The following is a 22,837-nucleotide window of genomic DNA, read 5'->3' on the forward strand; positions in this document are numbered from 1 at the left end:
AGGGGGGTTATCCCCTCGCCACGGATGCTTGTTCCATCGGTCACGCCCGGGCCGCTCGCCACGCGTCGATCAGTTCCACGAACGTGCCCTGTACCTGCCTGATCAGCGTTTCGTCATCGATCTCCCCCGCCAGCCAGGCTCGGCTCGGTTCCTGGAAGATCGTGCGCCCCACGGCAAAACCCCGGCAGGTAGCGCTCTGGCTGGCCTGGCGAAAACCTTCGGCCAGGGCCGAGGCCGGAGCATTGAGGCCCAGCAGCACCACACCACGGCAGTACGGATCGCGCTGCTGGATCAACTCATCGAGTTGCTTCCACTGCTCTGCGGTCTGGGCTTCGATCTTCCACCAGGCCGGAAAGATCCCCAGGTTGTAGAGGCGCTTCAAGGCGCGATAGAGCACGTCCGGATGCGGCGATGGATGATCCTTGGGCGGGATGACTTCCAGCAGCAGTTCATGGCCACTGACCTGGGATGCCTTGTACAACCCCATCAACTGCGCCTCCTGCTCCAGGCGCAGCAGCGGCTCGTCATCGGGATGAAATTGCACCAGACACTTGATGATCTGCTCGCCTGGCCAGGCGATCAGGTTGCTGCCGATGGAGCGGCCATGCTCGAAAGCCAGCGGCCGCGAGCCTTGCACCTCCACCGGGCGCGCCACCCACCAGCCGCGTCCGGTGGCGGCATTGAGGGAATCCTGGCCGAAACGTTGATCGGCCAGCAACCCGACGTCCGCCTCGATGCCCTGGCGACGCAGATCGACTTCGACTCGCTCCACCGCCTGGATGAACAGTTGCTTGAGCGCGCCGATGCTGCTCAGGTCCCGGTCGCCTTTTTGAGCCAGTTCCACCAGTTGCCAACGGTGATCGAAGGCAAAGATGAACAGTTGTTTCCAGGCCCTGCGAGGCACACTGACCTGATGAAGCCGTTGCAATGCGACATCCTGGTCCGGCCGGGTGATGGGCACCGGGCTGTCGAACAGGTAATCGAGTTCGGCCCGGGTCGGCATCGCCGGGGCACAGGCATGGCGCGACACCACCAGGCCGCCACAGGCATTGGCCAACTGGCAGCAGCGCGCATCGTCGGCTTCCTCCAGCCAGCCGGCGAGAAAGCCCGACATGAAGGCATCGCCGGCCCCCAGGACATTCAGGACCTCCACCTTGACGCCCGGATAGATCGCACCGTCTTCAAGCCGGTCGGGGATGGCGCCGTGGATCACCGTGCAACCCTGCGGGCCGAGCTTGACCACCAGGGTCGCCGCCGTCAGCGAACGCACGGTGCGCAGCGCGGCCAGCAGATCCGTGCTGCCACCGGCGATCAGGAATTCCTCCTCGGTGCCGACGATCAGGTCAAAACGCGGAAGGATGCCTTGCACATGCCGGCTGACGGTCTGGTCGGCCACGAAACGGGTCTCGCCATCGGCCTTGCCGGCCAAGCCCCAGAGCACCGGGCGATAATCGATGTCCAGGATCCGCCTGACGTTGTGCTTCTGGGCATGGTCCAGCGCCTGGATACTGGCCTTGTAGACGCTGTCGGTGGAGAAATGAGTGCCGGTGATCAACAGGGCCTTGCTGGAGGCGATAAAGGCCTCGTCTATGTCTTCGGCGCGCAACGCCATGTCGGCGCAGTTTTCCCGGTAGAACACCAGGGGGAAGGTTTCCCGGTCCTTGATACCCAGCAGCACCAGGGCGGTCAGGCGTTGCGGATCGACCTTGATGCCGCTGACATCGCAGCCCTCACGGGCCAGGGACTCCACCAGGAAGCGTCCCATGTGGTCGTCCCCTACCCGGCTCAGCATGGCGGACCTGAGCCCGAGCCGAGCGGTGCCGAAAGCGATGTTGGCCGATGAGCCACCCAGGTATTTGGCGAAGCTTGTGACATCTTCCAGCCGCGCCCCGACTTGTTGCGCATACAGGTCGACACCCAGGCGTCCCAGGCAGATCACATCCAATTGACGCCCACTGGCAAAACGAGTCTGGCCCATGCTGGCTCCTGTTATTTTTATCAGCCTGCGTTCGCCGCCGGAGCGGTGCCAACGCGTTGGTGGATGCAGACTAAAACGAGCCACGGGCAAATATCAATAATTATTCTATAAATTTTTTACGTGGAATATTTTTTCCAATACCCTGTGCTCGGAACCGCGACAGGCGCAGTGCATCGTTTCAGCAGGTCACGTCGCCTGCCGCGCTCATTATTTTCCTTGCGCCTACGCTGTAGACTGCGACCAGCCAACCTGTTGTCGAGGGCCGGGACGTTATCGGACCGCCCTATAAGAACAAGCCAGAAGGATTTTCTATGACCCGCCCCGATCTGCCGGAGCCGTCCGAGCGCGCGTCCGCCCTCGCAACCCCACCGATCAATGCCGAACGCCTGTTGCAACTGATCACCGAGGAATATGAAAGCCTGCCGCGCCAGCTCAAACGCATCGCCAGCTACATGAGCCAGCAAAGCGACCGCATCATGGTCGACCGTATCAGTGATATCGCTCGCGAATGCGAAGTGCATCCGTCGGCCATCGTGCGTTTTTCCCAACGCTTCGGTTTCAGCGGGTTCAGTGAAATGCAGGCGCTGTTCCGGGAGGCCTACACCCACAAGACCACGCCGGTACAGAACTACCAGCAGCGCATTCGCAGCATGATCGCCAACAAATCCCAGAAGGCCTGCGGCGGCGACCTGGCGCGCGAATGCATCAACGCCACACTCTCGGGCATCGAGCGATTGGGGCTGGAACTGGACGACCAGGCGTTCGACAAGGCCGTGGACCTGGTGGTCAATGCCGACAATATCTATGTGGTGGGCGTCCGGCGTTCCTTCGCGGTAGCCGATTACCTGGTGTACAACCTGCAACACACCAACAAGCGCATTCACCTGGTGTCCGGGCTCGGTGGCAGCTATCGCGAGCAGATGCGCAGCGTCCGGGCCAACGACCTGGTGATCGCCATCAGCTTCACCCCGTACGGCAAGGAAACCCAGCATTGCCTGCGCATCGCCCAGCATCACCAGGCCAAGACCTTGATCATCACCGACAGCAACCTGTCGCCCCTGGCCAAACGGGCCAATACGGTGTTGCTGGTAAACGAAGGCAGCTCGTTCGCGTTTCGCTCCCTGAGCGCTACCCTTTGCCTGTGCCAGGCATTGTTCATTGCCGTGGCCTACCGGCTGGAGCTCAAGGTCGATGAAATCCACGAACAGGCAGGATTCGAGGACTAGAAACCCGGACCGTCCAACCACAGAAGGAAGCACCATGAAACTGATCGGCATGCTGGACTCGCCATTCGTACGACGCGTCGCCATTTCCGCCAAATGCCTGGACATTGCCCTGGAACATCAATCGATTTCGGTGTTCAGGCAGTTCGAACAGTTCCAGCGCATCAACCCGGTGGTCAAGGCGCCGACCCTGGTGCTCGACGATGGCGCGGTGCTGATGGACTCCACGTTGATCATCGACCACCTCGAGGTCTTGGCCACACCGGGCAAAAGCCTGATGCCGGTCGACAGCGTGCAACGGCTGCGCACCCTGCGCCTTATCGGCCTGGCCCTGGCGGCGTGCGAGAAGTCGGTGCAGATCTACTATGAACGCAACCTGCGGCCGACAGAAATCCAACACGCCCCCTGGGTCGAACGGGTTGAAGGCCAACTGGCGGCGGCCTATGGCATGCTCGAACAGGAACTGGTGAAACAGCCCCTGGTCACCGACGGCTCACTCGATCAGGCAGGCATCACCCTGGCAGTGGCCTGGAGCTTCACCAACCTGGTGGTACCGGATCAGGTGCAGGGCAAGTCCTTTCCTTCGATCAGCGCGTTCACCGCCTATGCCGAAGGGTTGGAGGCGTTTGTCAGCACGCCGATGGAATAACCGGCGATGGCGGTCGAGCGCAGGATTCTGATTCACCCCGGATCCCTGTGGGAACGAGCTTGCTCGCGATGGCGGGGTACCAGCCAACATGGATGCTGACTGACCTTACGCTATCGCGAGCAAGCTCGCTCCCACAGTTTGTTTTCGGGTGACGGCGGGATATGTATTCGCCACAGATCCCAAACAGGATTTGCTCAGGCCGGTTCCACTTCCTTCGGCTCCACGAACGCTGGTGCCACCTCGAACCGATCCGCCAGGAACGGCGTGATGTCCAGTGGCAACGGCTCGTCGTTCACCAATTTGTCCAGCAATACCCCGGTGATGGCCGAGGTCAGGATGCCGGTGCGGAAATGCCCGCAGGCATTGAGGTAGCCTTCCACGCCCCGCATCGGCCCCAGGATCGGCAACTCGTCGGGAGATCCAGGGCGCAGGCCGGCCCAGGTCCGCTTCAGGTTGATGTCGGCCAATTGCGGGATGCACCGCACTGCACCCTGGACCAACCCCTCGATTTCCGGGTACGTGGTGGTCACGTCAAAGCCTTTGTCTTCGGTGGTGCTGCCAATCAGGATTTCGCCGTTGTCCTTCTGGGCCACATAACAATCGCTGGTGGTCAGGCAGCCCTTGAGGATCTTCGGCATGCGTTCGGTCAACAGGATCTGGCCCTTGACCGGCTTGACCGGAATCCGCACGCCGGTGGCCTGCTCACTCAGGTCCGCCGCCCAGGCACCGGCGGCGTTGATCAGGGTCCGGCAATTGAAGGTGCCCGCCTCGGCGGTCTTCACCCCGGTGACCCGCGTGCCCTTGCGCAGGACCTCGGTGACGTTGGTGTTGAAGAACAGGTCGACGCCGTTCTGTCGAGCGCCTTCGGTATAGGCGTCCGCCAGGCGGAACGGACTGACCTGATGATCGCACAGGAACTCCAGCGCTCCCCGGGCCTCGTGGCTGACATTCGGCTCGGCCTCGCGCAGGGCGGCCTGGTCGAGCCAGCGGACCTGGTCCGCCAGGTGCGGGATGCAGGCGACGATATGCTCGGCGTACAAGCGGTCCTCATCGTCATAGATCACGAATTTGAGCCCGGTCTCCTCGAACTTGAAATCCATGCCGTGGTTGTCCATCAACTCCCGGTGCAATTGCGGATACAAGGCGTTGGACTGCAAGGCGAAGTCGAAGAACGATTGCGGCAGGATGTGCGGCGTACTGGCGTCCACCGCCACGGCGGCGCCCTGGGCCTGGCGCTTGCGGTTGGCCGACATCATGCGAAAGAAAATCACCCCGCACCCCAGCCCCACGGACTCGCCGATGGCCCACAGGCCTCCCGCGGAAGCCCGGGTGGCATTGCCCGGGCGCTTGGCATCGATCAGCGCGATCTTCAAGTGCTTGCGCTTGGACAACTGATAGGCACACGAAGCCCCGATCACACCGCCACCGGCGATGACCACGTCGTAATCCTTCAGGCTCTGATACTCAGTCATGCCGTACGCCCTCCTGGCCTACGTTCTGGAACGCTGAAAAGGGCACCGGGTCGATGGGGAAGCGCGGTCGCAACCAGCCCACATCCCCACGTCCGGTGGCTTCGCGCAGCCGGTCGCTGCAATAGCCGACGCACATCCGCCCCTGGCAGTCGCCCATGCTCACCCGGGTGCGCATTTTCAGGCTGGCCATGTCCTGCACGCCCTGCTCCAGGGCCCGGTCGATATCAGCGCGGGTGGCGTGCTCGCAGCGGCAGATCACCGTATCGGCGGCGGGCAGCGCGGTTTGCCCGGCACCGCGGCGAGTGTATCGGTCCACGGCGGCGCGGAAGCGCACGATGCGGTCCAGTTGCGCCTGGTAGCGCTCGCGGCGCTCAAGGGCGGTACGAGGATCGAGCACATTGCCTTGCATCAGAATCGATAGCGCGGCGATGCGCCCGCTCAGCATGGCCGCTTCACCGCCACGGATCCCGCCCATGTCGCCAGCCAGGTGGATATGGGCCTCGCTGCTTTGCTGCCAGGCATCGGACACCGCCCTGAGGTAGCCGTCATCGCTGAAGCCATGCTCCAGGCCCATCTGCTGGCTCAACTGGGTGCGTGGAATGAAGCCGTAGCCGACCGCCAGGGTCTGGGCCGGCACTTGTTCGGCACGGGCCAGGTCGGGCTCCCAGTCGCTGGAATAAGGCGCGACGGTGACACAGCTCAGCTCACCGTCGCCATCGGCCCGCACCACGCCCCAGCCATAACGCACCGCAATGCCGTGCAGCTTGAGATAGCCCAGCATGCTCAGGCCGTCGAGAAACAGCTGTGGCTTGTTCAGCAAGGCCAGGCTTTCCTTGGCGATCCTGCCCAATGCGCACGCCTCGTACACGCCGGCCACGGCCACGCCTGAAGCATGCAGCTGGCAGGCCACCAGGGGCAGCAGCGGGCCGGTGCCCGCGATCACCACCGGACTGGGCGGCTTGACCACCCCGCTCTTGATCTGTAGCTGCAACCCACCCAACATCATCACCCCGGCAAGCGTCCAGCCGGGAAACGGCACGCTGCGCTCATGGCAACCGGCCGCCAATACCAGATGGGAATAGGCGACTTCCCGCAAACGCTCGTCGGCATCCAGCAGCATCAGCGCCCGGACCCCTTCGGCTCCGACGACGCGGCTGTCGAGCCGAACGTCGATCAGCCCGGCGTACTGGCGAAACTCACCGTGAAGCCTGTTCAGGGCCTGGCTATAGCGGGAACCCAGGTAGTCCAGGCTCACACCGTCGCGCAACGGCCCACGATAGACCACGCCACCCAGGCGCGGCGCCTCTTCGAGCAAAGTGCTGCGCACCCCATGGGCCGCCAGCTCGATGGCTGCGGCCATGCCCGCCGGCCCACCGCCGACAATCACCGGATCGAGGCTCATGGCGCCTCCGTTTCGGCGATGCGGTTGGCCCGGGTCTCGATCTGCATGCCGGGACGCACCCGGGTCTGGCAGGCGCGGCGCTTGTGACGCCCATCGATCTTGACGAGGCAGCAATGGCACACGCCCATGCCGCAATACGCGCCGCTGATCTGCTGGTGATCGTTGCGGGCCACCTGGCGCTGGCCCAGGGACTGGATGACGGTAAGAACGGTTTCGCCGTGGGCGGCGTCGACGATCCGCCCGTCCAGGCACACCGTCATGTCGGCCCTGGCCAGGGGCTGGATGTCGAATTTTCGGCGTAGAAGGTCTTGAGACTGCATGATGCTGCTCTTCCTTGATGCTTTTATTGAAGGACCAGTGAGGTCTCGGCTCCTTGCAGCACACCATCACCGGTTGCGTCGGTGCCTGCGTCAGCGCGAGCGCGCCAAGGCGGGGCAATCGATGCCACATGATAGTGCGGGCGAAACGCATGTTAGGGATAATTTGTGACCAAGTGTTGATCCAGGCCAGGGAAATCGCTGGCGGCTTCGATGAACTTTTTTTCAGAAAGCCGACAGGTAATCTTTGGCAGAATGCTGCGCAATGGCATCAATTTCTCAACCCGGTACCGCCCATGAACCGCATCCTGACCATCGAAGACGACGCCGTGACCGCCCGTGAGATCGTCGCCGAGCTGACCCGCAACGGCCTGAGCGTCGACTGGGTCGACAATGGCCGCGAAGGTCTGGAACGCGCGGTGAGCGGCGACTACGACTTGATTACCCTCGACCGCATGCTGCCCGAGCTCGACGGCCTGGTGATCGTCACCACGCTGCGCAACATGGGCGTGGCGACGCCGATCCTGATGATCAGCGCCCTGTCCGATGTGGATGAACGGGTACGCGGTCTCCGGGCCGGCGGCGACGACTACCTGACCAAGCCCTTCGCTACCGACGAGATGGCGGCTCGTGTCGAAGTGTTGCTGCGCCGCAACAACGGCGCCCAGGAAACGCAAACCGCCCTTCGGGTCGCCGACCTGGAACTGAACCTGATCAGCCGCGAGGCCAGCCGCAACGGGCAACTGCTCAGCCTGTTGCCCACCGAGTACAAGTTGCTGGAATTCCTGATGCGCAACAGCGGACAGATCCTTTCGCGCATGATGATTTTCGAGGAAGTCTGGGGCTATCACTTCGACCCCGGCACCAACCTGATCGACGTGCACATTGGTCGTCTGCGCAAGAAGATCGACCCGCCGGGCCTGGAACCCCTGATTCGCACCGTGCGAGGTTCCGGCTATGTCATTGCTGAACCCCGCTAAGGGCTGGCGCTCCTCCAGCAGCCGCCTGCTGGCGCTGTACAGCGCGCTGTTCGTGATCTGGAGCGCTCTGTTGATGGGGGTGATGTATTACGAAGTGTTCGGCTACCTCGACAGCCTGGCCAAACACTCCCTGATGCAGCGCCAGCACCTGTTTGCCCGCATCCATGCCGACCAGCTGGAGGACGCGCTCATGGCCAGCCTGACCCTGGACGAGCGCGGGGTCGATGCCTACGGCCTGTTCGATCCGCAACTGCGGCACCTGAGCGGGCCGATCCAGCGGATTCCGGCCGACCTGCCGCTGGACGGCAAGATCCACATGCTGGGCGGCTGCGTCGACTCCGACGCCCCCGGCGTGCCCTCGGACAGTTGCGATGCGGTGGCGACCCGGACCCAGGACGGACGCTGGCTGGTGTTGGCACGGGACAACGGTTCGCTCTTCGCCGTCACGCACATCATCCTGCGGGCATTGTTCTGGGGCGTGTCGCTGACCATCCTGCCGGGCCTCGCCGGCTGGCATCTGCTGCGCCGCCGACCACTGCAGCGCATCCGCAAACTGCAGGCCAGCGCCGAGGCCATTGTGGCCGGCGACCTCACCCATCGCCTGCCACTGTCGAGCCGCCGCGACGAACTGGACATGCTGGCGGCGATCGTCAACGCCATGCTCGATCGCATCGAGCGCCTGATGAACGAGGTCAAGGGCGTGTGCGACAACATCGCCCACGACCTGCGCACGCCCCTCACCCGCTTGCGCGCCCAGCTTTACCGGATCCAGCAGGAAGCGGCAGAGGGCTCGCCCGAAGCCTTGCAGATGGATCAGGTGATTGCCGAGACGGATACCCTGATGGCTCGGTTTCGCGGGCTGCTGCGGATCTCCGAACTGGAAGACCAGCAGCGCCGTTCGGGTTTCGTGCGCCTGGACCCGTTGCAACTCTTGCAGGAACTGCACGACTTCTACCTGCCCCTGGCCGAAGAACGCGAACTGACCTTCCGCCTCGACGTGCCCGAGACCTTGCCCCTGCTCAATGGCGACCGGGCGCTGCTGTTCGAAGCCGTGTCGAACCTGCTGAGCAATTCCATCAAGTTCACACCGCCGGGAGGCGAGGTCGTCCTGCGGGGCGTGGACCAGGGCGACAGCACGCGCATCGAAGTACTCGACTCCGGCCCCGGCATCCCGGAGGCGGAACGCAAGGCCGTGTTCCGGCGTTTCTATCGCGCAGAGGGCAGCAGCCAGCACGGTGGATTCGGCCTGGGCCTGTCCATCGTGGCGGCGATTGTCAATCTGCACGGATTTACGCTTGAGGTGGATAGCAGCGAACAGGGCGGAGCCCGCCTGGCGCTCGATTGCCGAGCGACGCTGCTGTAGCGATCAACCAGGACGTGGCTTTGCAATGAAGGGGGTGGTGAAGGGAGTTTCAGGCGGGATCACCGCGATACAGCGGAGTGTTGCCCAGCTCATAACGCAGTTCTTCGATCAGCTTTGCAATGCTTTCTTCCGACCGGACGCTGTCGATGCTCATGCCGCTTACTACCAGATCGACTTCACCGCTTTCACGGTGATAGAGGCGCACGGTCAGGGTGCCGTCGCCATTGAGGCTGCATTCGCAGGCCAGGGGCGTAAAATTCTCTTCGAGACGAGCACGCAAGGGAGCCAGGTGAGTCATGCGCTGCACCTCAGGTCCACGGGTTCGAATGAATGGCGGACAGCTCCGGCTTCCGGACCCGCGTAGACGTCCTGTCAATCCCGCATTCGATTGGCTTGCTGCACATGTGGCGTATTCCTTGACTGTTTCGTGGGGGACGCGACATCACCGACGACGTCGCACCCCGACAGCGTAAGGAAGCCTGGCTACAGGCAAAACCCGAATTTGCACCAACGGGCCAGGTACATTTGCACTGGCTATCATGGTGCCTTCATGCGCCACTCATTGGCGAACAGACCCCGTTCCCGCGCCCACACTATCGCCTCGCTACGGCTATGGACGTCCAGCTTCGAATACAGCGTCGCCACATGATTGCGCACGGTATTGGGGGCCAGTTTCAAGCGTGCGGCGATTTCCTTGTCGGCCAGTCCCTGGCAGATCAGCCCCAGCACATCACGTTCCCGGGCGGTCAGCTCGGTGAACGACACGCTGGGAACCGGTGCGTTGATGCTTTTCACATTGGCCAGTTTTTCAATCAGGGTCCGGCTGAACCAGGAAGCATCCTTCATCACCTCTTCGATGGCAGCCACCAGCTCCAGCTCCGAGCGCTTGCGTTCGGTGATGTTCATCAGCACCAACAGGTAGCAAGGTTTGTCCTGTATCAGCACCGTATCGGCGGCCACTTCACAATCGATGAGCTCACCACCTTTTTTCTGCACCTTGACGTCGATCCTTGAAACCGTGGCGGCCTTCTCCAGCTTGGCGAACAGGGCGGCGCTGGCTTCGCTGTCGATAAAGCCGATTTCTTCAACGGTCTTGCCCAGCAGCTCTTCGCTGGCATAACCGGTGGTTTCCAGGAACGCTTCGTTGATTTCCAGCAACTGTTGCTCGGCGCTGCATACCAGGGTAGGCACGGGAGACAGTCGGAACGACTTGGCGAAGCGCTCTTCGCTCTGGCGCAACGCAGTCTCGGCCTTGCGGCGCGGCTCCATGTCCATGAAGGAAAACAGCATGCAGTCTTCGTCCTGCAGGTCCAGTGGCTGGCCGGCGACGATCACCTGTTTGCTGCCGCCATCGGGCAGTCTCAGCTCGGCCTGCATCTGCGGAATGGTCGCGCCCTGCCCCAGGCGCTCGACGGCCAGGTCACGTTTTTCCGCGGCTTCCAGCACGTCCAGTTCATAGACTGAACGACCGATCACCTGGTCGCGACTGTAGCCGGTCATCTCCAGGAAACCCGGATTGACCTTGATATAGCGCAGGTCACTGAGACGGCAGATCACCGCCGGCGCCGGGTTCGCGGCAAAGGTTTTTTCGAAACGCTGCTCGGCGCTGGCCCATTCGGTGGCATCACTGAGGATCAACACCAGGTATTCCGGTTCACCGCCACGGTCGGTCAGCACCATGCTGCGGATCCGATGGACCCAGGTGCGATCGGGATCGGCCTTGGGGGTGACTTCCACCAGCACGTCGCTGAACTCATCGCCACGGGCCACCCGGGCGATGGGGTAGTTGTCCTCGGGCAGCGCGTGATTGTTGCGATAGCGCAGGTTGAAACGCTGGGCGTACCCCTTGGCGTTGCCACCCAGGTCATTCAGATCGCTGACGCCGTGCATGGTCAATGCGGCCTCATTGGCCCACGCGATCGTCTGGTCGACTTCGATCAGCATCACCCCGTCCGACAGCCCGGCGATGATCTGCAGCAACTGGCGACGGTTGGTATCGGCATTGGGGACGTCTTGGTTCATTGGGTCTCCATGTGATCGACAAGGCATGGTGGTACGACCCTTCCCGAGGGTGACGCGTTCCCTGGAGAAAGGTGCCCGACAGGGACGATGCCGATGATGTTCGTTCGGGTGCCAGGCAAATCATCAAGATGCCGGCCTTCGACTAATGTCTTAGACTAGTCATCGCACAACCGTAAACGCAACCATCGCCCCTTTCGCCACGCACGATGTCCTTATCGTCACGGCTATCACTCGCTCTGCCCTTGACGAGAGCCCCATTCACAAGGTGCATCCACTGGTAGAAATCAAATAATGGCCAGTTGACAAGGAGTCGGCGGCCACAAATAATCTCGTCATGTTGTACGACGACGTATGACAAAAATAAAAACAACAAAAAAGTAGGGAGCGTTACTGTGAGCACACGTGTCCGTTTTTCCCCCAGCCGTCCTTCTCGCCATACCCTTTCCAGCACCAGCCATGCCCTGACCCTGCTCGGCTGCAGCAGTCTGGCAGCCTTGCTGCCCACCGTCGCCCAGGCCGAAGGCTTCGTCGAGGATGCCAAGGCCACGCTGAACCTGCGCAACGCTTACTTCAACCGCAACTTCACCAACCCGAACAATGCCCAGGGCAAGGCCGAGGAATGGACCCAGAGTTTCATCCTCGACGCCAAGTCCGGTTTCACCCAGGGCACGGTGGGGTTCGGCGTGGACGTGCTGGGCCTGTACTCGGTCAAGCTCGATGGTGGCCGTGGCACGGCAGGAACGCAGTTGCTGCCGGTGCACGACGACGGTCGCCCCGCCGATGACTTCGGCCGCCTGGGCGTCGCGCTCAAGGCCAAGGTCTCCAAGACCGAGCTGAAGGTCGGCGAATGGATGCCGGTGCTGCCGATCCTGCGTTCCGACGACGGTCGCTCCCTGCCGCAGACCTTCCGCGGCGGCCAGGTCACTTCCACCGAGATCGCCGGCCTGAGCCTCTATGGCGGCCAGTTCCGCGGCAACAGCCCGCGCAACGATGCGAGCATGGAAGACATGTTCATGAACGGCCGCCCCGCCGCCACCTCCGACCGCTTCAACTTCGGCGGCGGCGAATACGCCTTCAACGAAAAACGCACCCAGGTGGGCGTGTGGTACGCGGAACTGTCCGACATCTACCAGCAGCAATATTTCAACCTGACCCACAGCCAGCCCATGGGCGACTGGACCCTGGGCGCCAACCTCGGCTATTTCATCGGCAAGGAAAACGGCAGCGCCCTGGCCGGTGACCTGGACAACAAGACCGCCTTCGCCATGCTCTCGGCCAAGTATGGTGGCAACACCTTCTATGTCGGCCTGCAGAAAGTCGGCGGCGACGATGCCTGGATGCGGGTCAACGGCACCAGCGGCGGCACCCTGGCCAACGACAGCTACAACTCCAGCTACGACAACGCCAAGGAAAGGTCCTGGCAAGTGCGCCACGACTTCAACTTCGCCGCCGTCGGCGTGCCGGGCCTGACCCTGATGAACCGCTACATCAGCGGCGACAACGTGCACACCGCCACGGTGGACGATGGCAAGGAATGGGGTCGCGAAAGCGAGCTGGCCTATACCGTACAGAGCGGCGCGCTGAAGAACCTCAACGTGAAATGGCGCAACTCGTCGCTGCGTCGGGACTTCAGCACCAACGAGTTCGATGAGAACCGCATTTTCATCAGCTACCCGATTTCGCTTCTCTGAGCAAAGGAGCTGGCGTCGTGACCTGTCACATAGCGGTCATGACGCTGGCGTAACGCTCGGCAAGGAGGCCGGTTTAGAGCGATTCGTCGATCAGACGTTGACAAGGTAGCGCCAGGATAAGGATATTCGCCCTAGGTCGTACGACAACTTATAACAACTGATACCTCTCACTGTTTGCTCAGGTAACTTCATGACTACGACAACCATTCGCCATCCCTTCAATCGCCTGTTGCTCACCGGTGCCGCCGGCGGCCTGGGCAAAGTGCTGCGCGAGCGCCTCAAGCCTTTCGCGCGGCATATTCGCCTGTCGGATATCGCCAACATGGCGCCGGCCATCGACGAAAGCGAAGAAGTGGTGCTCTGCGACCTGTCCGATAAGCAGGCAGTGCACCGACTGGTGGAAGGCGTCGACGCCATCCTGCATTTCGGCGGCGTATCGGTCGAGCGCCCCTTTGAAGAAATCCTCGGCGCCAACATCAGCGGCGTGTTCCATATCTACGAAGCGGCCCGCAAGCACGGCGTCAAGCGAGTCATCTTCGCCAGCTCCAACCATGTCATCGGTTTCTACAAGCAGGACGAGCCCCTCGACGCCCTCTCCCCTCGCCGCCCGGATGGCTACTACGGCCTGTCCAAGTCCTACGGCGAAGACATGGCCAGTTTCTACTTCGATCGCTACGGCATCGAGACCGTGAGCATCCGCATCGGCTCGTCGTTCCCGGAGCCGCAGAATCGCCGGATGCTGAGCACCTGGCTGAGCTACGACGACCTGACCCAACTGATCGAATGCTCGCTCTACACCCCGAGCGTACGCCATACCGTGGTGTATGGCATGTCCGCCAACCGTGATGTCTGGTGGGACAACAGCCACGCCGCACACCTGGGCTATCAACCCAAGGACAGCTCTGAAATCTTCCGGGCCAAGGTCGAGGCGCAACCCATGCCGGCCGCCGACGATCCGGCCAGGATCTATCAGGGCGGCGCCTTCGTGGCGGCCGGCCCGTTCGATGACTGATTCGTCTGTTTTTCCATGGGATACGAACGCCACAAGGGAATCACCATGCAAGCCGAATTGATTGTCGATGCACGCAACGCCGTCGGGGAAAGCCCGGTCTGGGTCCCCGAGGAAAACGCCCTGTACTGGGTGGACATCCCCAGCGGCGGCCTGCAGTGCTGGAACGCCGGGACTGGCCAGCTCAAGGGCTGGAACACTCCGGAAATGCTTGCCTGTATCGCCCGCCACCAGGACGGCGGCTGGGTGGCCGGCATGGAAAGCGGCTTCTTTCGCCTGCACCCCAATGACGACGACACGCTGGACAGCGAGTTGTGCGCCAACGTCGAACACAGCCGCCCCGACATGCGCCTCAACGATGGCCGCTGCGACCGCCAGGGTCGCTTCTGGGCCGGCAGCATGGTGCTGAACATGGGCGCCAACGTCGCCGAAGGCAGGATGTACCGCTTTGAAGCCGGGCAACGCAGCCCGGTCGAGGCGCAACTGAGCGGTTTCATCGTACCCAACGGCCTGGGCTTCAGCCCGGACGGGCGCACGATGTATCTCTCAGACTCGCATCCGCTGATCCAGCAGATCTGGGCCTTCGACTACGACATCGACAGCGGCACGCCTACCAACCGGCGCCTGTTCGTCGACATGATGCCCTTGGCCGGTCGCCCGGACGGCGCGGCAGTGGACGCCGAGGGTTGCTATTGGATCTGCGCCAACGATGCCGGCCTGATCCATCGTTTCACCCCGGATGGGCGCCTCGACCGCTCGCTGGAAGTGCCGGTCAAGAAACCGACCATGTGCGCCTTCGGCGGCAGCCGCCTCGACACCCTCTTCGTCACCTCGATCCGCCCTGGCGACGACAGCGATCCCCAATCCCTCGCCGGGGGTGTGTTCGCGTTGAACCCTGGCGTCAAGGGCCTGGCCGAACCCGCATTCGGAGGGTTGAAACACGCCGCGAACTGACTTGCTGCACCGCTTTACTGGATGAGCCATAAAAACAACAACACTGGAGACTGACCATGAATTTCAAACGCACGCTTCTGATCGCGGCCCTGCCCCTGGCCTTCCTGGCCCAGGCGGCGCATGCCCTTGAACTCAAGATCGCCGACATCCATCCCAAGGGTTACCCGACCGTGGTGGCCGAGGAAAACATGGGCAAGACGCTGACCAAGGAGACCAACGGCGAACTGACCTTCAAATACTTCCCGGGGGGTGTACTGGGTTCCGAGAAAGAAGTCATCGAGCAGATGCAAGTCGGCGCGATCCAGATGTCTCGAGTCAGCCTGGGCATCGTCGGTCCTGTGGTGCCAGATGTGAACGTGTTCAACATGCCATTCATTTTCCGAGACCAGGCTCACATGCGCGCCGTCATCGATGGAGAAGTGGGGGACGCAATTCTGGATCGAATCACCAATTCAGAGTTCGGCCTGGTAGCCCTGGCCTGGATGGACGGCGGTACGCGCAACATCTACACCAAGAAGCCGGTGCGCAAGCTGGAAGATCTCAAGGGCATGAAGATTCGTGTGCAAGGCAACCCGATGTTCATCGAGATGATGAACGCCATGGGCGCCAACGGCATCGCGATGGACACCGGTGAAATCTTCAGCGCTCTGCAGACCGGCGTGATCGACGGCGCGGAAAACAACCCGCCGACCCTGCTCGAACACAACCACTACCAGAACGCCAAGTACTACAGCCTCACCGGTCACCTGATCCTGCCAGAACCGATCGTGATGTCGAAAATCACTTGGGAAAAACTGACCCCGGATCAACAGGCGATGGTCAGAAAAGCCGCCAAGGCTGCCCAGGCCGAAGAGCGCGCATTGTGGGACCAGAAATCCGCCGCCAGCGAAGAAAAACTCAAGACCGCGGGTGTCGAGTTCATCACTGTCGACAAGAAACCTTTCTACGACGCCACCGGACCCGTTCGGGCCAAGTACGGCGCGCCCTATGCCGACCTGATCAAGCGTATCGAAGCCGTCCAGTAACGCCTCCCATTCTGTACTCATGAAAAGGCCCGGCGCGCCTGATGTCCAAGGCGTGCCCGGTTACGGTGGAACCCGATGAAGAATTTGCTGCTGCGTATCAACGATAAGATCTACATGACGTGCATCTGGGTCGCCGGCCTTTCCGTTCTGGCGATTTCCCTGATGATTCCCTGGGGTGTGTTCGCCCGCTACGTGCTGGGTTCCGGCTCAAGCTGGCCGGAACCCACGGCGATCCTGCTGATGATGGTGTTCACCTTCATTGGCGCCGCCGCCAGTTATCGCGCCGGTGCGCACATGGCCGTGGCCATGCTCACCGACCGTATGCCACCGCACCTGAAATCCGCGGCGTCGGTTTTTTCCCAGGTGCTCATGGGTCTGATCTGCATCTTCATGACGGTCTGGGGCTTCAAGCTGTGCATGTCCACCTGGAACCAGTTCATGGCTTCCCTGCCCGGCCTGCGGGTTGGCATCACGTACTTGCCGATTCCCCTGGGCGGCTTGCTGACGCTGATTTTCGTTCTGGAAAAACTCATACTCGGTGACCAGAGCAAACGTCGGGTCGTGCAATTCGATCTAGTTGAAGAAAGTGAAGGTGCCGCTTAATGGACGCTCTGATTCTGCTGGGCAGTTTTATCGTATTGATCCTGATCGGCATGCCGGTCGCCTATGCGTTGGGCGCGGCCGCACTGATCGGCGCATGGTGGATCGACATCCCGTTCCAGGCCGTGATGATCCAGGTGGCGGGCGGGGTGAACAAGTTCTCCTTGTTGGCCATTCCATTCTTCGTCCTGGCCGGCGCGATCATGGCCGAAGGCGGCATGTCCCGTAGGTTGGTGGCCTGCGCCGGTGTGCTGGTGGGTTTCGTGCGCGGCGGCCTGTCTCTGGTCAACATCGTCGCTTCGACCTTCTTCGGCGCGATCTCCGGTTCGTCGGTGGCCGACACCGCGTCGGTGGGCTCGGTGCTGATTCCGGAAATGGAACGCAAGGGCTATCCGCGGGACTTCTCCACCGCCGTTACGGTCAGCGGTTCGGTACAAGCCCTGCTCACCCCGCCAAGCCATAATTCGGTGCTCTACTCCCTGGCCGCAGGCGGCACGGTCTCGATTGCCTCACTGTTCATGGCGGGCATCGTACCGGGCTTGCTGATGAGCGCGTGCCTGATGGTGTTGTGCCTGATCTTCGCGAAAAAGCGCAACTACCCCAAGGGCGAAGTGATCCCGATGCGCCAGGCGTTGAAAATCGTCGGCGAAGCCCTGTGGGGCCTGATGGCGATGGTGATCATCCTCGGCGGCATCCTGTCGGGCATCTTCACCGCCACCGAATCGGCGGCCATCGCAGTGCTGTGGTCATTCTTCGTGACCATGTTCATCTACCGCGACTACAAGTGGCGTGAACTGCCGAAACTGATGCATCGCACGGTGCGCACCATCTCCATCGTGATGATCCTGATCGGCTTCGCCGCCAGCTTCGGCTACATCATGACGCTGATGCAGATTCCGGCGAAGATCACCACGATGTTTCTGACCCTGTCGGACAACCGCTACGTGATCCTGATGTGCATCAACGTAATGTTGCTGCTGCTGGGCACTGTGATGGACATGGCGCCGCTGATCCTGATCCTGACACCCATCCTGATGCCAGTGATCGTAGGCATCGGCGTCGATCCGGTGCAGTTCGGCATGATCATGCTGGTGAACCTGGGTATCGGGCTGATAACGCCGCCAGTGGGTGCGGTGCTGTTCGTCGGCTCCGCCATCGGCAAAGTCAGTATCGAAAGCACCGTCAAGGCGCTGCTGCCGTTCTATGCCGTCCTGTTCCTGGTGCTGATGCTGGTGACCTACGTTCCAGCGCTGTCGCTGTGGTTGCCGCATCTGGTGTTGTAAGAATGACAAATCCCTGGTGATCAGGGGATTCACCTGGGGCAGAGAATGTTGTGGCGAGGGGATTTATCCCCTCACCACACCAGCGTTCGCACAAAAAACTCTGTAACACCCATTCCAGTTCAGCAGACCAACACCACCATGACCCCACCTCTTCTGCACCTCGAAGACGAACTGACCCGCCTCACCCTGGCCCCACATCTGGGTGCCAGTCTCGTTGAGTGGACCGTGCGTGGCACCGGTGCGCCCCTGCTGCGCCCTCCCGCGCCCCAGGCGCTGGAAAATGGCCTGCCAGGCAAACTGGGGGGCTTCCCACTGATCCCCTGGTCGAACCGGATCGCCAAGGGCGGCTTCGATTGCCCCGGCGGCTGGCTCGCCCTGGATGCCAACAGCCCCAACGACCCGTTTCCGATCCATGGCAGTGCTTGGCAGCAACCGTGGCAGGTGATCGAACACAGCGCCCACGAAGCCCTGCTGCAACTCGACTCCCGACATCCGTTCGGTTACCGGGCCAGTCTGCGCATCGGCCTGAACGGCGGCCAGTTGCAGATCGCGATGCTGGTCACCCACACAGCGAAACAGCCGGCGTGGCATGGACTGGGCCTGCACCCGTACTTCCCGCGCACCGCCGCCACCCGCCTGAAAACCCGCGCAACCCAAGCCTGGCTGTGCGACGCCACGAAACTGCCGACGGAACTGATCGACCTCCCCGCACACTGGGATTTTGGCGAGGCCCGCTTGCTGCCGGACACCCTGGTGGACAATGGCTTCGGTGGCTGGGACGGGCATTGCCTGATCCAGCAGCCAGACCTGGGCTACACGCTGGAGTGCCGGGCCAGCGGCAGCGATTACTTCCTGCTCTACTGCCCGGTGGGCCTGGACTTCTTTTGCTTCGAACCGGTCAGCCATCCGGTCAACGCCCATCACCTGCCCGGACGTCCCGGGTTGCGCCTGCTGGAGCAGGGGCAATCGATGGCGATGCAGTTCTCGATGCAGTGCAGGTTGCTATAACCCCATTCCCCGATTGGGGCCGAGGATCTGGTGCGTGACCGCTACGCCCGTACCCACATGAACACCGCCACCCCCAGGCAAACCCCGGCGAACCCCACCTGCAGCACCCGGGCCGGGACCCTCGCCGCCAGGCGCCGCCCCAGCATCATCCCGACGATGCTTGCCGCGATGAACACCGCGCCGACCCGGTCGATGCTCACCCCGGCATGAAACGCCCCCACCACGCCAATCAGTGAAATCAGGCTGATGACCATCAAGGACGTCGCGACGATGCCGCGCATCTGCACGTCGGTCAGTTGCTTGAACGCCGGTACGATCAGGAAACCACCGCCCACGCCCAGCAACCCCGATACCAGGCCCGTCACCGCCCCCAAAGCCGACAGCGTAACGGTGCAGCGAGGCGTCCAGGCCAGGCGCCCGGTCTGGCGATCGAGCATGCAGTTCTTCTGGCCCCAACTGGCCGCGCCGTGATCGCTGGGCCCCGGTTGCGCGGTTTCTCCACGCAACATGCGCGCAGCCACCAGCACCATCAGCAGGCCGAACAGGATCATCAGGACTTTTTCCGGCAGCCGGTGGGCCATATGGATCCCCAGCGGCGAAAACACCGCGCCGAGCAAGGCGATCAGCATCGCCGCCCGGTAACGCACCAGGCCATGGCGCAGCCCGTCGATGGCCCCCACCGCCGCGGCGCTGCCCACCGCCAGCAACGCCACCGGCGCGGCCTGGGTCATGCTCCAGCCCAACCCGAGCACCAGTGCCGGGACCGCCAGGATTCCACCACCGGCCCCCGTCAGTCCGAGGATCACCCCCATGAGCACGCCAGAAAAACCTGCCAGAACCATAAAACTCTCTCAAGCCACGCACACCTGTTGTCAGGTGCGATCGCATTTGCAGGACGCCTCGGCCCTCACTAAGCTGCGGACCATATGTTGTAAACCTCAAGCGTTGCAACCGCTTCTTCCCGTACAGGTTCGCTGTCATGCCCGCGCAGATCCAGAGCTTTCTCGACCCCGCCTCGAAGACCTATACCTACGTCGTCTATGAACACGAGGGAGGGCAATGCGCGGTGGTGGACCCGGTGCTGGACTATGACCCGGCCTCGGGCCGCAGCGGCACCGTTCAGGCCGAGCGGGTGATCGCTTTCGTGCGCGAACACCGGTTGACGGTGCAATGGCTGCTGGAGACCCACGCCCACGCCGATCACTTGTCCGCCGCGCCTTACCTGCGCAAGGTGCTGGGAGGGAAGATCGCCATCGGCCAGGCCATCGGCGAGGTCCAGCAGGTCTTCAAGAAGCTGTTCAACCTTGAACCGCAGTTTGCCGTCGACGGCTCCCAGTTCGATCACCTGTTCGCCGCCGACGAAGGGTTTTTCATTGGCAATCTCAAGGCCACGGCCCTGCACGTGCCCGGCCATACGCCGGCGGACATGGCCTACCTGATCGACGGCGATGCGATCCTGGTGGGCGACACGCTGTTCATGCCGGACGTGGGCACCGCCCGTTGCGACTTTCCCGGAGGCAACGCCCACCACCTCTATGCCTCGATTCGCAAACTGCTGGCCTTCCCCGCCAGCGTGCGGCTGTACGTATGCCACGACTACCCTCCGGACACCCGCGAACCGCACTGCATGAGCACCGTGGGTGAGCAGCGCCAGCACAATATTCACGTCCACGACGGCATCGACGAGGCCACGTTCGTCGCCATGCGTACCCAGCGGGATGCAACGCTGGGCATGCCGACGCTGCTATTGCCGGCGATCCAGGTGAACGTGCGGGCCGGCAACCTGCCGCCGGCCGAGGACAATGGCGTGACGTACCTGAAGATTCCGCTCAATCAGCTTTAGAAGCTTGTACTGAACGCGATGGCAGTGGGTCAGCAACAATGATCCATCAGACAAGCAAACCTCCCCAGCAGGAACTGCCGAAGGCAGCGATCCTTCGACTTTCAGGTTCCCAAGGTCAAGCCATTGGCCGGCAACGGCAGCGCCGTCTTGTAGCGCACCTGCTTGAGGGCAAAACTGGAGCGGATATTCGCCACCCCCGGGACCTTCGTCAGGAAGTCCATCATGAACCGCTCCAGGGCCTGGATCGTCGGCACCAGTACGCGGATGAGGTAATCCGGGTCGCCCGCCATCAGGTAGCATTCCATCACCTCGGGCCGGTCGGAAATGGCCTCCTCGAAATGCTGCAACGCCTCCTCCACCTGCTTCTCCAGACTGACATGGATGAACACGTTGACATGCAGGCCCAGCAGGTCGGCATCCAGCAGCGTGACCTGCTCGCGGATGACCCCCAGCTCCTCCATGGCCCGGACCCGATTGAAGCACGGCGTCGGTGAAAGGTTGACCGAACGGGCCAGGTCGGCGTTGGTGATACGGGCGTTTTCCTGAAGGCTGTTCAGGATGCCGATGTCGGTGCGATCCAGTTTACGCATGAGACAGATATTCCTGATTTTTATCGTTGTGCAGATTTTTTATCTGCAAATAACCTGAACAGCAAGCCAACAGAGAAAAATATTCTTCTGCGTCGAGCCTATGATTGTTGTAGGACAATTTTCCTTATCCAGGAGAGCTGTCAGCTAGCGCGCCCACTACAAGAAATTCACAAGATCGAGCGTAGAAAGCCATGAACCCAGCGTATGAACCGCTACGCCTGCACGTCCCCGAACCCACGGGCCGTCCCGGCTGCAAGACCGACTTCTCCTACCTGCACCTGAGCGATGCCGGCACGGTGCGCAAACCGTCCATCGACGTTGAGCCCTCCGATACCGCCGACCTGGCCCGCAGCCTGATCCGCGTACTCGACGACCAGGGCAATGCCCACGGTCCATGGGCCGAAGACATCCCCCTCGAGATCCTGCGCAAGGGCATGCGTGCCATGCTCAAGACGCGGATCTACGACAACCGCATGGTGGTCGCCCAGCGCCAGAAAAAAATGTCGTTCTACATGCAGAGCCTCGGCGAGGAAGCCATCGGCAGTGCCCAGGCCCTGGCGCTGAACATCGACGACATGTGCTTCCCCACCTACCGCCAGCAAAGCATCCTGATGGCCCGGGAGGTCCCTCTGGTGGACCTGATCTGCCAGTTGCTGTCCAACGAGCGCGATCCGCTCAAGGGCCGGCAGCTGCCGATCATGTACTCGGTCAAGGACGCCGGTTTCTTCACCATTTCCGGTAACCTCGCCACCCAGTTCATCCAGGGCGTGGGCTGGGGCATGGCCTCGGCGATCAAGGGCGATACCAAGATCGCATCGGCCTGGATCGGCGACGGCGCCACCGCCGAGTCGGACTTTCATACCGCCCTCACCTTCGCCCATGTCTATCGGGCCCCGGTGATCCTCAACGTGGTGAACAACCAGTGGGCGATTTCCACTTTCCAGGCCATCGCCGGGGGTGAAGCCACCACATTCGCCGGACGCGGCGTCGGTTGCGGCATCGCCTCGCTGCGGGTCGATGGCAACGATTTCATGGCTGTCTATGCCGCCTCCCGCTGGGCCGCCGAACGCGCCCGGCGCAACCTCGGCCCGGCGCTGATCGAATGGGTCACCTACCGCGCCGGCCCGCACTCCACTTCCGACGATCCCTCCAAGTACCGCCCCGCCGACGACTGGAGCCACTTCCCGCTGGGCGATCCGATTGCCCGCCTCAAGCAGCACATGGTGAAGATCGGCCAGTGGTCCGAAGAGGAACATGCGGCGGTTACCGCCGAACTGGAAGCCGAAGTGATCGCCGCGCAGAAGGAAGCCGAGCAGTACGGCACCCTTGCCGGCGGGCAGATTCCAAGCGCTGCCACCATGTTCGAGGACGTCTACAAAGAGATGCCGGAGCACTTGAAGCGCCAGCGTCAGCAGTTGGGGATCTGAC

General features: G+C 62.2%; 20 protein-coding genes and 1 pseudogene. 13 read left to right on the forward strand and 8 right to left on the reverse strand.

The annotated features are described in order from the left end of the window. Positions 1 to 40: 40 nt before the first annotated feature. Entirely contained in the window at positions 41 to 1,978 is a 1,938-nt protein-coding gene (locus AC1M7R_RS00610; RefSeq protein ID WP_072396144.1) for a bifunctional 5-dehydro-2-deoxygluconokinase/5-dehydro-2-deoxyphosphogluconate aldolase, read from the reverse strand. Positions 1,979 to 2,289: 311 nt separating this feature from the next. Between AC1M7R_RS00610 and AC1M7R_RS00615 the strand changes: the two genes are divergently transcribed. After that, the gene (locus tag AC1M7R_RS00615; RefSeq protein WP_072396142.1) at positions 2,290 to 3,204 is read left to right on the forward strand and encodes a MurR/RpiR family transcriptional regulator; all 915 of its coding nucleotides are present in this window, start codon (positions 2,290 to 2,292) and stop codon (positions 3,202 to 3,204) included. A 49-nt stretch (positions 3,205 to 3,253) separates the two neighbouring features. Then, positions 3,254 to 3,487 (forward strand): annotated as a pseudogene (locus AC1M7R_RS00620) (glutathione S-transferase N-terminal domain-containing protein); the annotation flags it as partial. Between the two features lie 557 nt (positions 3,488 to 4,044). Here the strand turns inward: AC1M7R_RS00620 and hcnC are convergent. From hcnC to hcnA, 3 genes are read right to left on the reverse strand one after another with little or no spacing between them, the layout of a single operon-like run. Beyond that, positions 4,045 to 5,322 (reverse strand): cyanide-forming glycine dehydrogenase subunit HcnC, encoded by a 1,278-nt coding sequence (gene hcnC / locus AC1M7R_RS00625; RefSeq protein WP_072459019.1) that lies wholly within the window; start codon positions 5,320 to 5,322, stop codon positions 4,045 to 4,047. After that, positions 5,315 to 6,724, reverse strand: a complete 1,410-nt coding sequence (gene hcnB, locus AC1M7R_RS00630) for a cyanide-forming glycine dehydrogenase subunit HcnB (protein ID WP_490610148.1) — start codon at positions 6,722 to 6,724, stop codon at positions 5,315 to 5,317. The genes hcnC and hcnB overlap by 8 nt, the downstream gene beginning before the upstream one ends. Then, a complete protein-coding gene (hcnA, locus tag AC1M7R_RS00635; RefSeq protein ID WP_072396115.1) occupies positions 6,721 to 7,044 on the reverse strand; it encodes a cyanide-forming glycine dehydrogenase subunit HcnA in 324 nt (107 codons plus the stop codon). Before hcnA ends, hcnB begins: the two co-directional genes overlap by 4 nt. A gap of 293 nt (positions 7,045 to 7,337) precedes the next feature. Between hcnA and AC1M7R_RS00640 the strand changes: the two genes are divergently transcribed. Next, positions 7,338 to 8,021 carry a response regulator transcription factor gene (locus AC1M7R_RS00640; protein ID WP_072396113.1) on the forward strand — a complete coding sequence of 228 codons (684 nt, stop codon included), beginning with the start codon at positions 7,338 to 7,340 and terminating at the stop codon, positions 8,019 to 8,021. Next, positions 7,999 to 9,384: a sensor histidine kinase gene (locus AC1M7R_RS00645; protein WP_072396111.1), complete on the forward strand. Its 1,386-nt coding sequence runs from the start codon at positions 7,999 to 8,001 to the stop codon at positions 9,382 to 9,384. Before AC1M7R_RS00640 ends, AC1M7R_RS00645 begins: the two co-directional genes overlap by 23 nt. A 49-nt stretch (positions 9,385 to 9,433) precedes the next feature. Here the strand turns inward: AC1M7R_RS00645 and AC1M7R_RS00650 are convergent, their stop codons facing one another. After that, positions 9,434 to 9,682: a DUF1652 domain-containing protein gene (locus tag AC1M7R_RS00650; protein WP_072396108.1), complete on the reverse strand. Its 249-nt coding sequence runs from the start codon at positions 9,680 to 9,682 to the stop codon at positions 9,434 to 9,436. A gap of 239 nt (positions 9,683 to 9,921) precedes the next feature. After that, positions 9,922 to 11,406: a helix-turn-helix transcriptional regulator gene (locus tag AC1M7R_RS00655; RefSeq protein ID WP_072396106.1), complete on the reverse strand. Its 1,485-nt coding sequence runs from the start codon at positions 11,404 to 11,406 to the stop codon at positions 9,922 to 9,924. A 461-nt stretch (positions 11,407 to 11,867) separates the two neighbouring features. Between AC1M7R_RS00655 and AC1M7R_RS00660 the strand changes: the two genes are divergently transcribed. From AC1M7R_RS00660 to AC1M7R_RS00690, 7 genes are all read left to right on the forward strand, one after another. Then, positions 11,868 to 13,097, forward strand: a complete 1,230-nt coding sequence (locus AC1M7R_RS00660; RefSeq protein ID WP_490610502.1) for an OprD family porin — start codon at positions 11,868 to 11,870, stop codon at positions 13,095 to 13,097. A 190-nt stretch (positions 13,098 to 13,287) separates the two neighbouring features. Next, positions 13,288 to 14,109, forward strand: coding sequence for an NAD-dependent epimerase/dehydratase family protein (locus AC1M7R_RS00665; protein WP_072398995.1), 822 nt, complete (start codon positions 13,288 to 13,290; stop codon positions 14,107 to 14,109). A gap of 45 nt (positions 14,110 to 14,154) precedes the next feature. After that, positions 14,155 to 15,060, forward strand: a complete 906-nt coding sequence (locus tag AC1M7R_RS00670) for an SMP-30/gluconolactonase/LRE family protein (protein WP_072398996.1) — start codon at positions 14,155 to 14,157, stop codon at positions 15,058 to 15,060. A 56-nt stretch (positions 15,061 to 15,116) separates the two neighbouring features. Then, on the forward strand, positions 15,117 to 16,085 hold the full coding sequence (locus AC1M7R_RS00675) for a TRAP transporter substrate-binding protein (RefSeq protein ID WP_440776446.1): 969 nt from the start codon (positions 15,117 to 15,119) through the stop codon (positions 16,083 to 16,085). Positions 16,086 to 16,160: 75 nt separating this feature from the next. Then, positions 16,161 to 16,688, forward strand: a complete 528-nt coding sequence (locus tag AC1M7R_RS00680; RefSeq protein WP_440776445.1) for a TRAP transporter small permease — start codon at positions 16,161 to 16,163, stop codon at positions 16,686 to 16,688. Continuing rightward, entirely contained in the window at positions 16,688 to 17,968 is a 1,281-nt protein-coding gene (locus tag AC1M7R_RS00685) for a TRAP transporter large permease (protein WP_060741712.1), read from the forward strand. Before AC1M7R_RS00680 ends, AC1M7R_RS00685 begins: the two co-directional genes overlap by 1 nt. Before the next feature lie 138 nt (positions 17,969 to 18,106). Further along, entirely contained in the window at positions 18,107 to 18,976 is an 870-nt protein-coding gene (locus AC1M7R_RS00690) for an aldose 1-epimerase (protein ID WP_440776444.1), read from the forward strand. A gap of 41 nt (positions 18,977 to 19,017) precedes the next feature. Here AC1M7R_RS00690 and AC1M7R_RS00695 read toward each other — a convergent pair whose 3' ends face one another. Further along, positions 19,018 to 19,818 (reverse strand): sulfite exporter TauE/SafE family protein, encoded by an 801-nt coding sequence (locus tag AC1M7R_RS00695; protein WP_490610149.1) that lies wholly within the window; start codon positions 19,816 to 19,818, stop codon positions 19,018 to 19,020. 137 nt (positions 19,819 to 19,955) lie between these two features. Between AC1M7R_RS00695 and AC1M7R_RS00700 the strand changes: the two genes are divergently transcribed. After that, positions 19,956 to 20,819, forward strand: coding sequence for an MBL fold metallo-hydrolase (locus tag AC1M7R_RS00700; RefSeq protein WP_072399002.1), 864 nt, complete (start codon positions 19,956 to 19,958; stop codon positions 20,817 to 20,819). A 101-nt stretch (positions 20,820 to 20,920) separates the two neighbouring features. Here the strand turns inward: AC1M7R_RS00700 and bkdR are convergent, their stop codons facing one another. Then, on the reverse strand, positions 20,921 to 21,409 hold the full coding sequence (gene bkdR / locus AC1M7R_RS00705; RefSeq protein WP_053157366.1) for a Bkd operon transcriptional regulator BkdR: 489 nt from the start codon (positions 21,407 to 21,409) through the stop codon (positions 20,921 to 20,923). Between the two features lie 191 nt (positions 21,410 to 21,600). Here bkdR and AC1M7R_RS00710 point away from each other — a divergent pair, with 191 nt between their 5' ends. Then, complete coding sequence (locus AC1M7R_RS00710) at positions 21,601 to 22,836, forward strand: 3-methyl-2-oxobutanoate dehydrogenase (2-methylpropanoyl-transferring) subunit alpha (protein ID WP_072399003.1); 1,236 nt, start codon at positions 21,601 to 21,603, stop codon at positions 22,834 to 22,836. The last annotated feature ends 1 nt before the right edge of the window (position 22,837 follow it).

It is taken from the genome of Pseudomonas sp. MS01C9 (genome assembly GCF_058202755.1).

Bases quoted from the DNA above. Each gene is read 5' to 3' on its own strand.
- AC1M7R_RS00610 (WP_072396144.1), bottom strand. From the start codon at position 1,978: ATGGGCCAGACTCGTTTTGCCAGTGGGCGTCAATTGGATGTGATCTGC.
- AC1M7R_RS00615 (WP_072396142.1), top strand. From the start codon at position 2,290: ATGACCCGCCCCGATCTGCCGGAGCCGTCCGAGCGCGCGTCCGCCCTC.
- hcnC (WP_072459019.1), bottom strand. From the start codon at position 5,322: ATGACTGAGTATCAGAGCCTGAAGGATTACGACGTGGTCATCGCCGGT.
- hcnB (WP_490610148.1), bottom strand. From the start codon at position 6,724: ATGAGCCTCGATCCGGTGATTGTCGGCGGTGGGCCGGCGGGCATGGCC.
- hcnA (WP_072396115.1), bottom strand. From the start codon at position 7,044: ATGCAGTCTCAAGACCTTCTACGCCGAAAATTCGACATCCAGCCCCTG.
- AC1M7R_RS00640 (WP_072396113.1), top strand. From the start codon at position 7,338: ATGAACCGCATCCTGACCATCGAAGACGACGCCGTGACCGCCCGTGAG.
- AC1M7R_RS00645 (WP_072396111.1), top strand. From the start codon at position 7,999: ATGTCATTGCTGAACCCCGCTAAGGGCTGGCGCTCCTCCAGCAGCCGC.
- AC1M7R_RS00650 (WP_072396108.1), bottom strand. From the start codon at position 9,682: ATGACTCACCTGGCTCCCTTGCGTGCTCGTCTCGAAGAGAATTTTACG.
- AC1M7R_RS00655 (WP_072396106.1), bottom strand. From the start codon at position 11,406: ATGAACCAAGACGTCCCCAATGCCGATACCAACCGTCGCCAGTTGCTG.
- AC1M7R_RS00665 (WP_072398995.1), top strand. From the start codon at position 13,288: ATGACTACGACAACCATTCGCCATCCCTTCAATCGCCTGTTGCTCACC.
- AC1M7R_RS00670 (WP_072398996.1), top strand. From the start codon at position 14,155: ATGCAAGCCGAATTGATTGTCGATGCACGCAACGCCGTCGGGGAAAGC.
- AC1M7R_RS00675 (WP_440776446.1), top strand. From the start codon at position 15,117: ATGAATTTCAAACGCACGCTTCTGATCGCGGCCCTGCCCCTGGCCTTC.
- AC1M7R_RS00680 (WP_440776445.1), top strand. From the start codon at position 16,161: ATGAAGAATTTGCTGCTGCGTATCAACGATAAGATCTACATGACGTGC.
- AC1M7R_RS00685 (WP_060741712.1), top strand. From the start codon at position 16,688: ATGGACGCTCTGATTCTGCTGGGCAGTTTTATCGTATTGATCCTGATC.
- AC1M7R_RS00690 (WP_440776444.1), top strand. From the start codon at position 18,107: ATGACCCCACCTCTTCTGCACCTCGAAGACGAACTGACCCGCCTCACC.
- AC1M7R_RS00695 (WP_490610149.1), bottom strand. From the start codon at position 19,818: ATGGTTCTGGCAGGTTTTTCTGGCGTGCTCATGGGGGTGATCCTCGGA.
- AC1M7R_RS00700 (WP_072399002.1), top strand. From the start codon at position 19,956: ATGCCCGCGCAGATCCAGAGCTTTCTCGACCCCGCCTCGAAGACCTAT.
- bkdR (WP_053157366.1), bottom strand. From the start codon at position 21,409: ATGCGTAAACTGGATCGCACCGACATCGGCATCCTGAACAGCCTTCAG.
- AC1M7R_RS00710 (WP_072399003.1), top strand. From the start codon at position 21,601: ATGAACCCAGCGTATGAACCGCTACGCCTGCACGTCCCCGAACCCACG.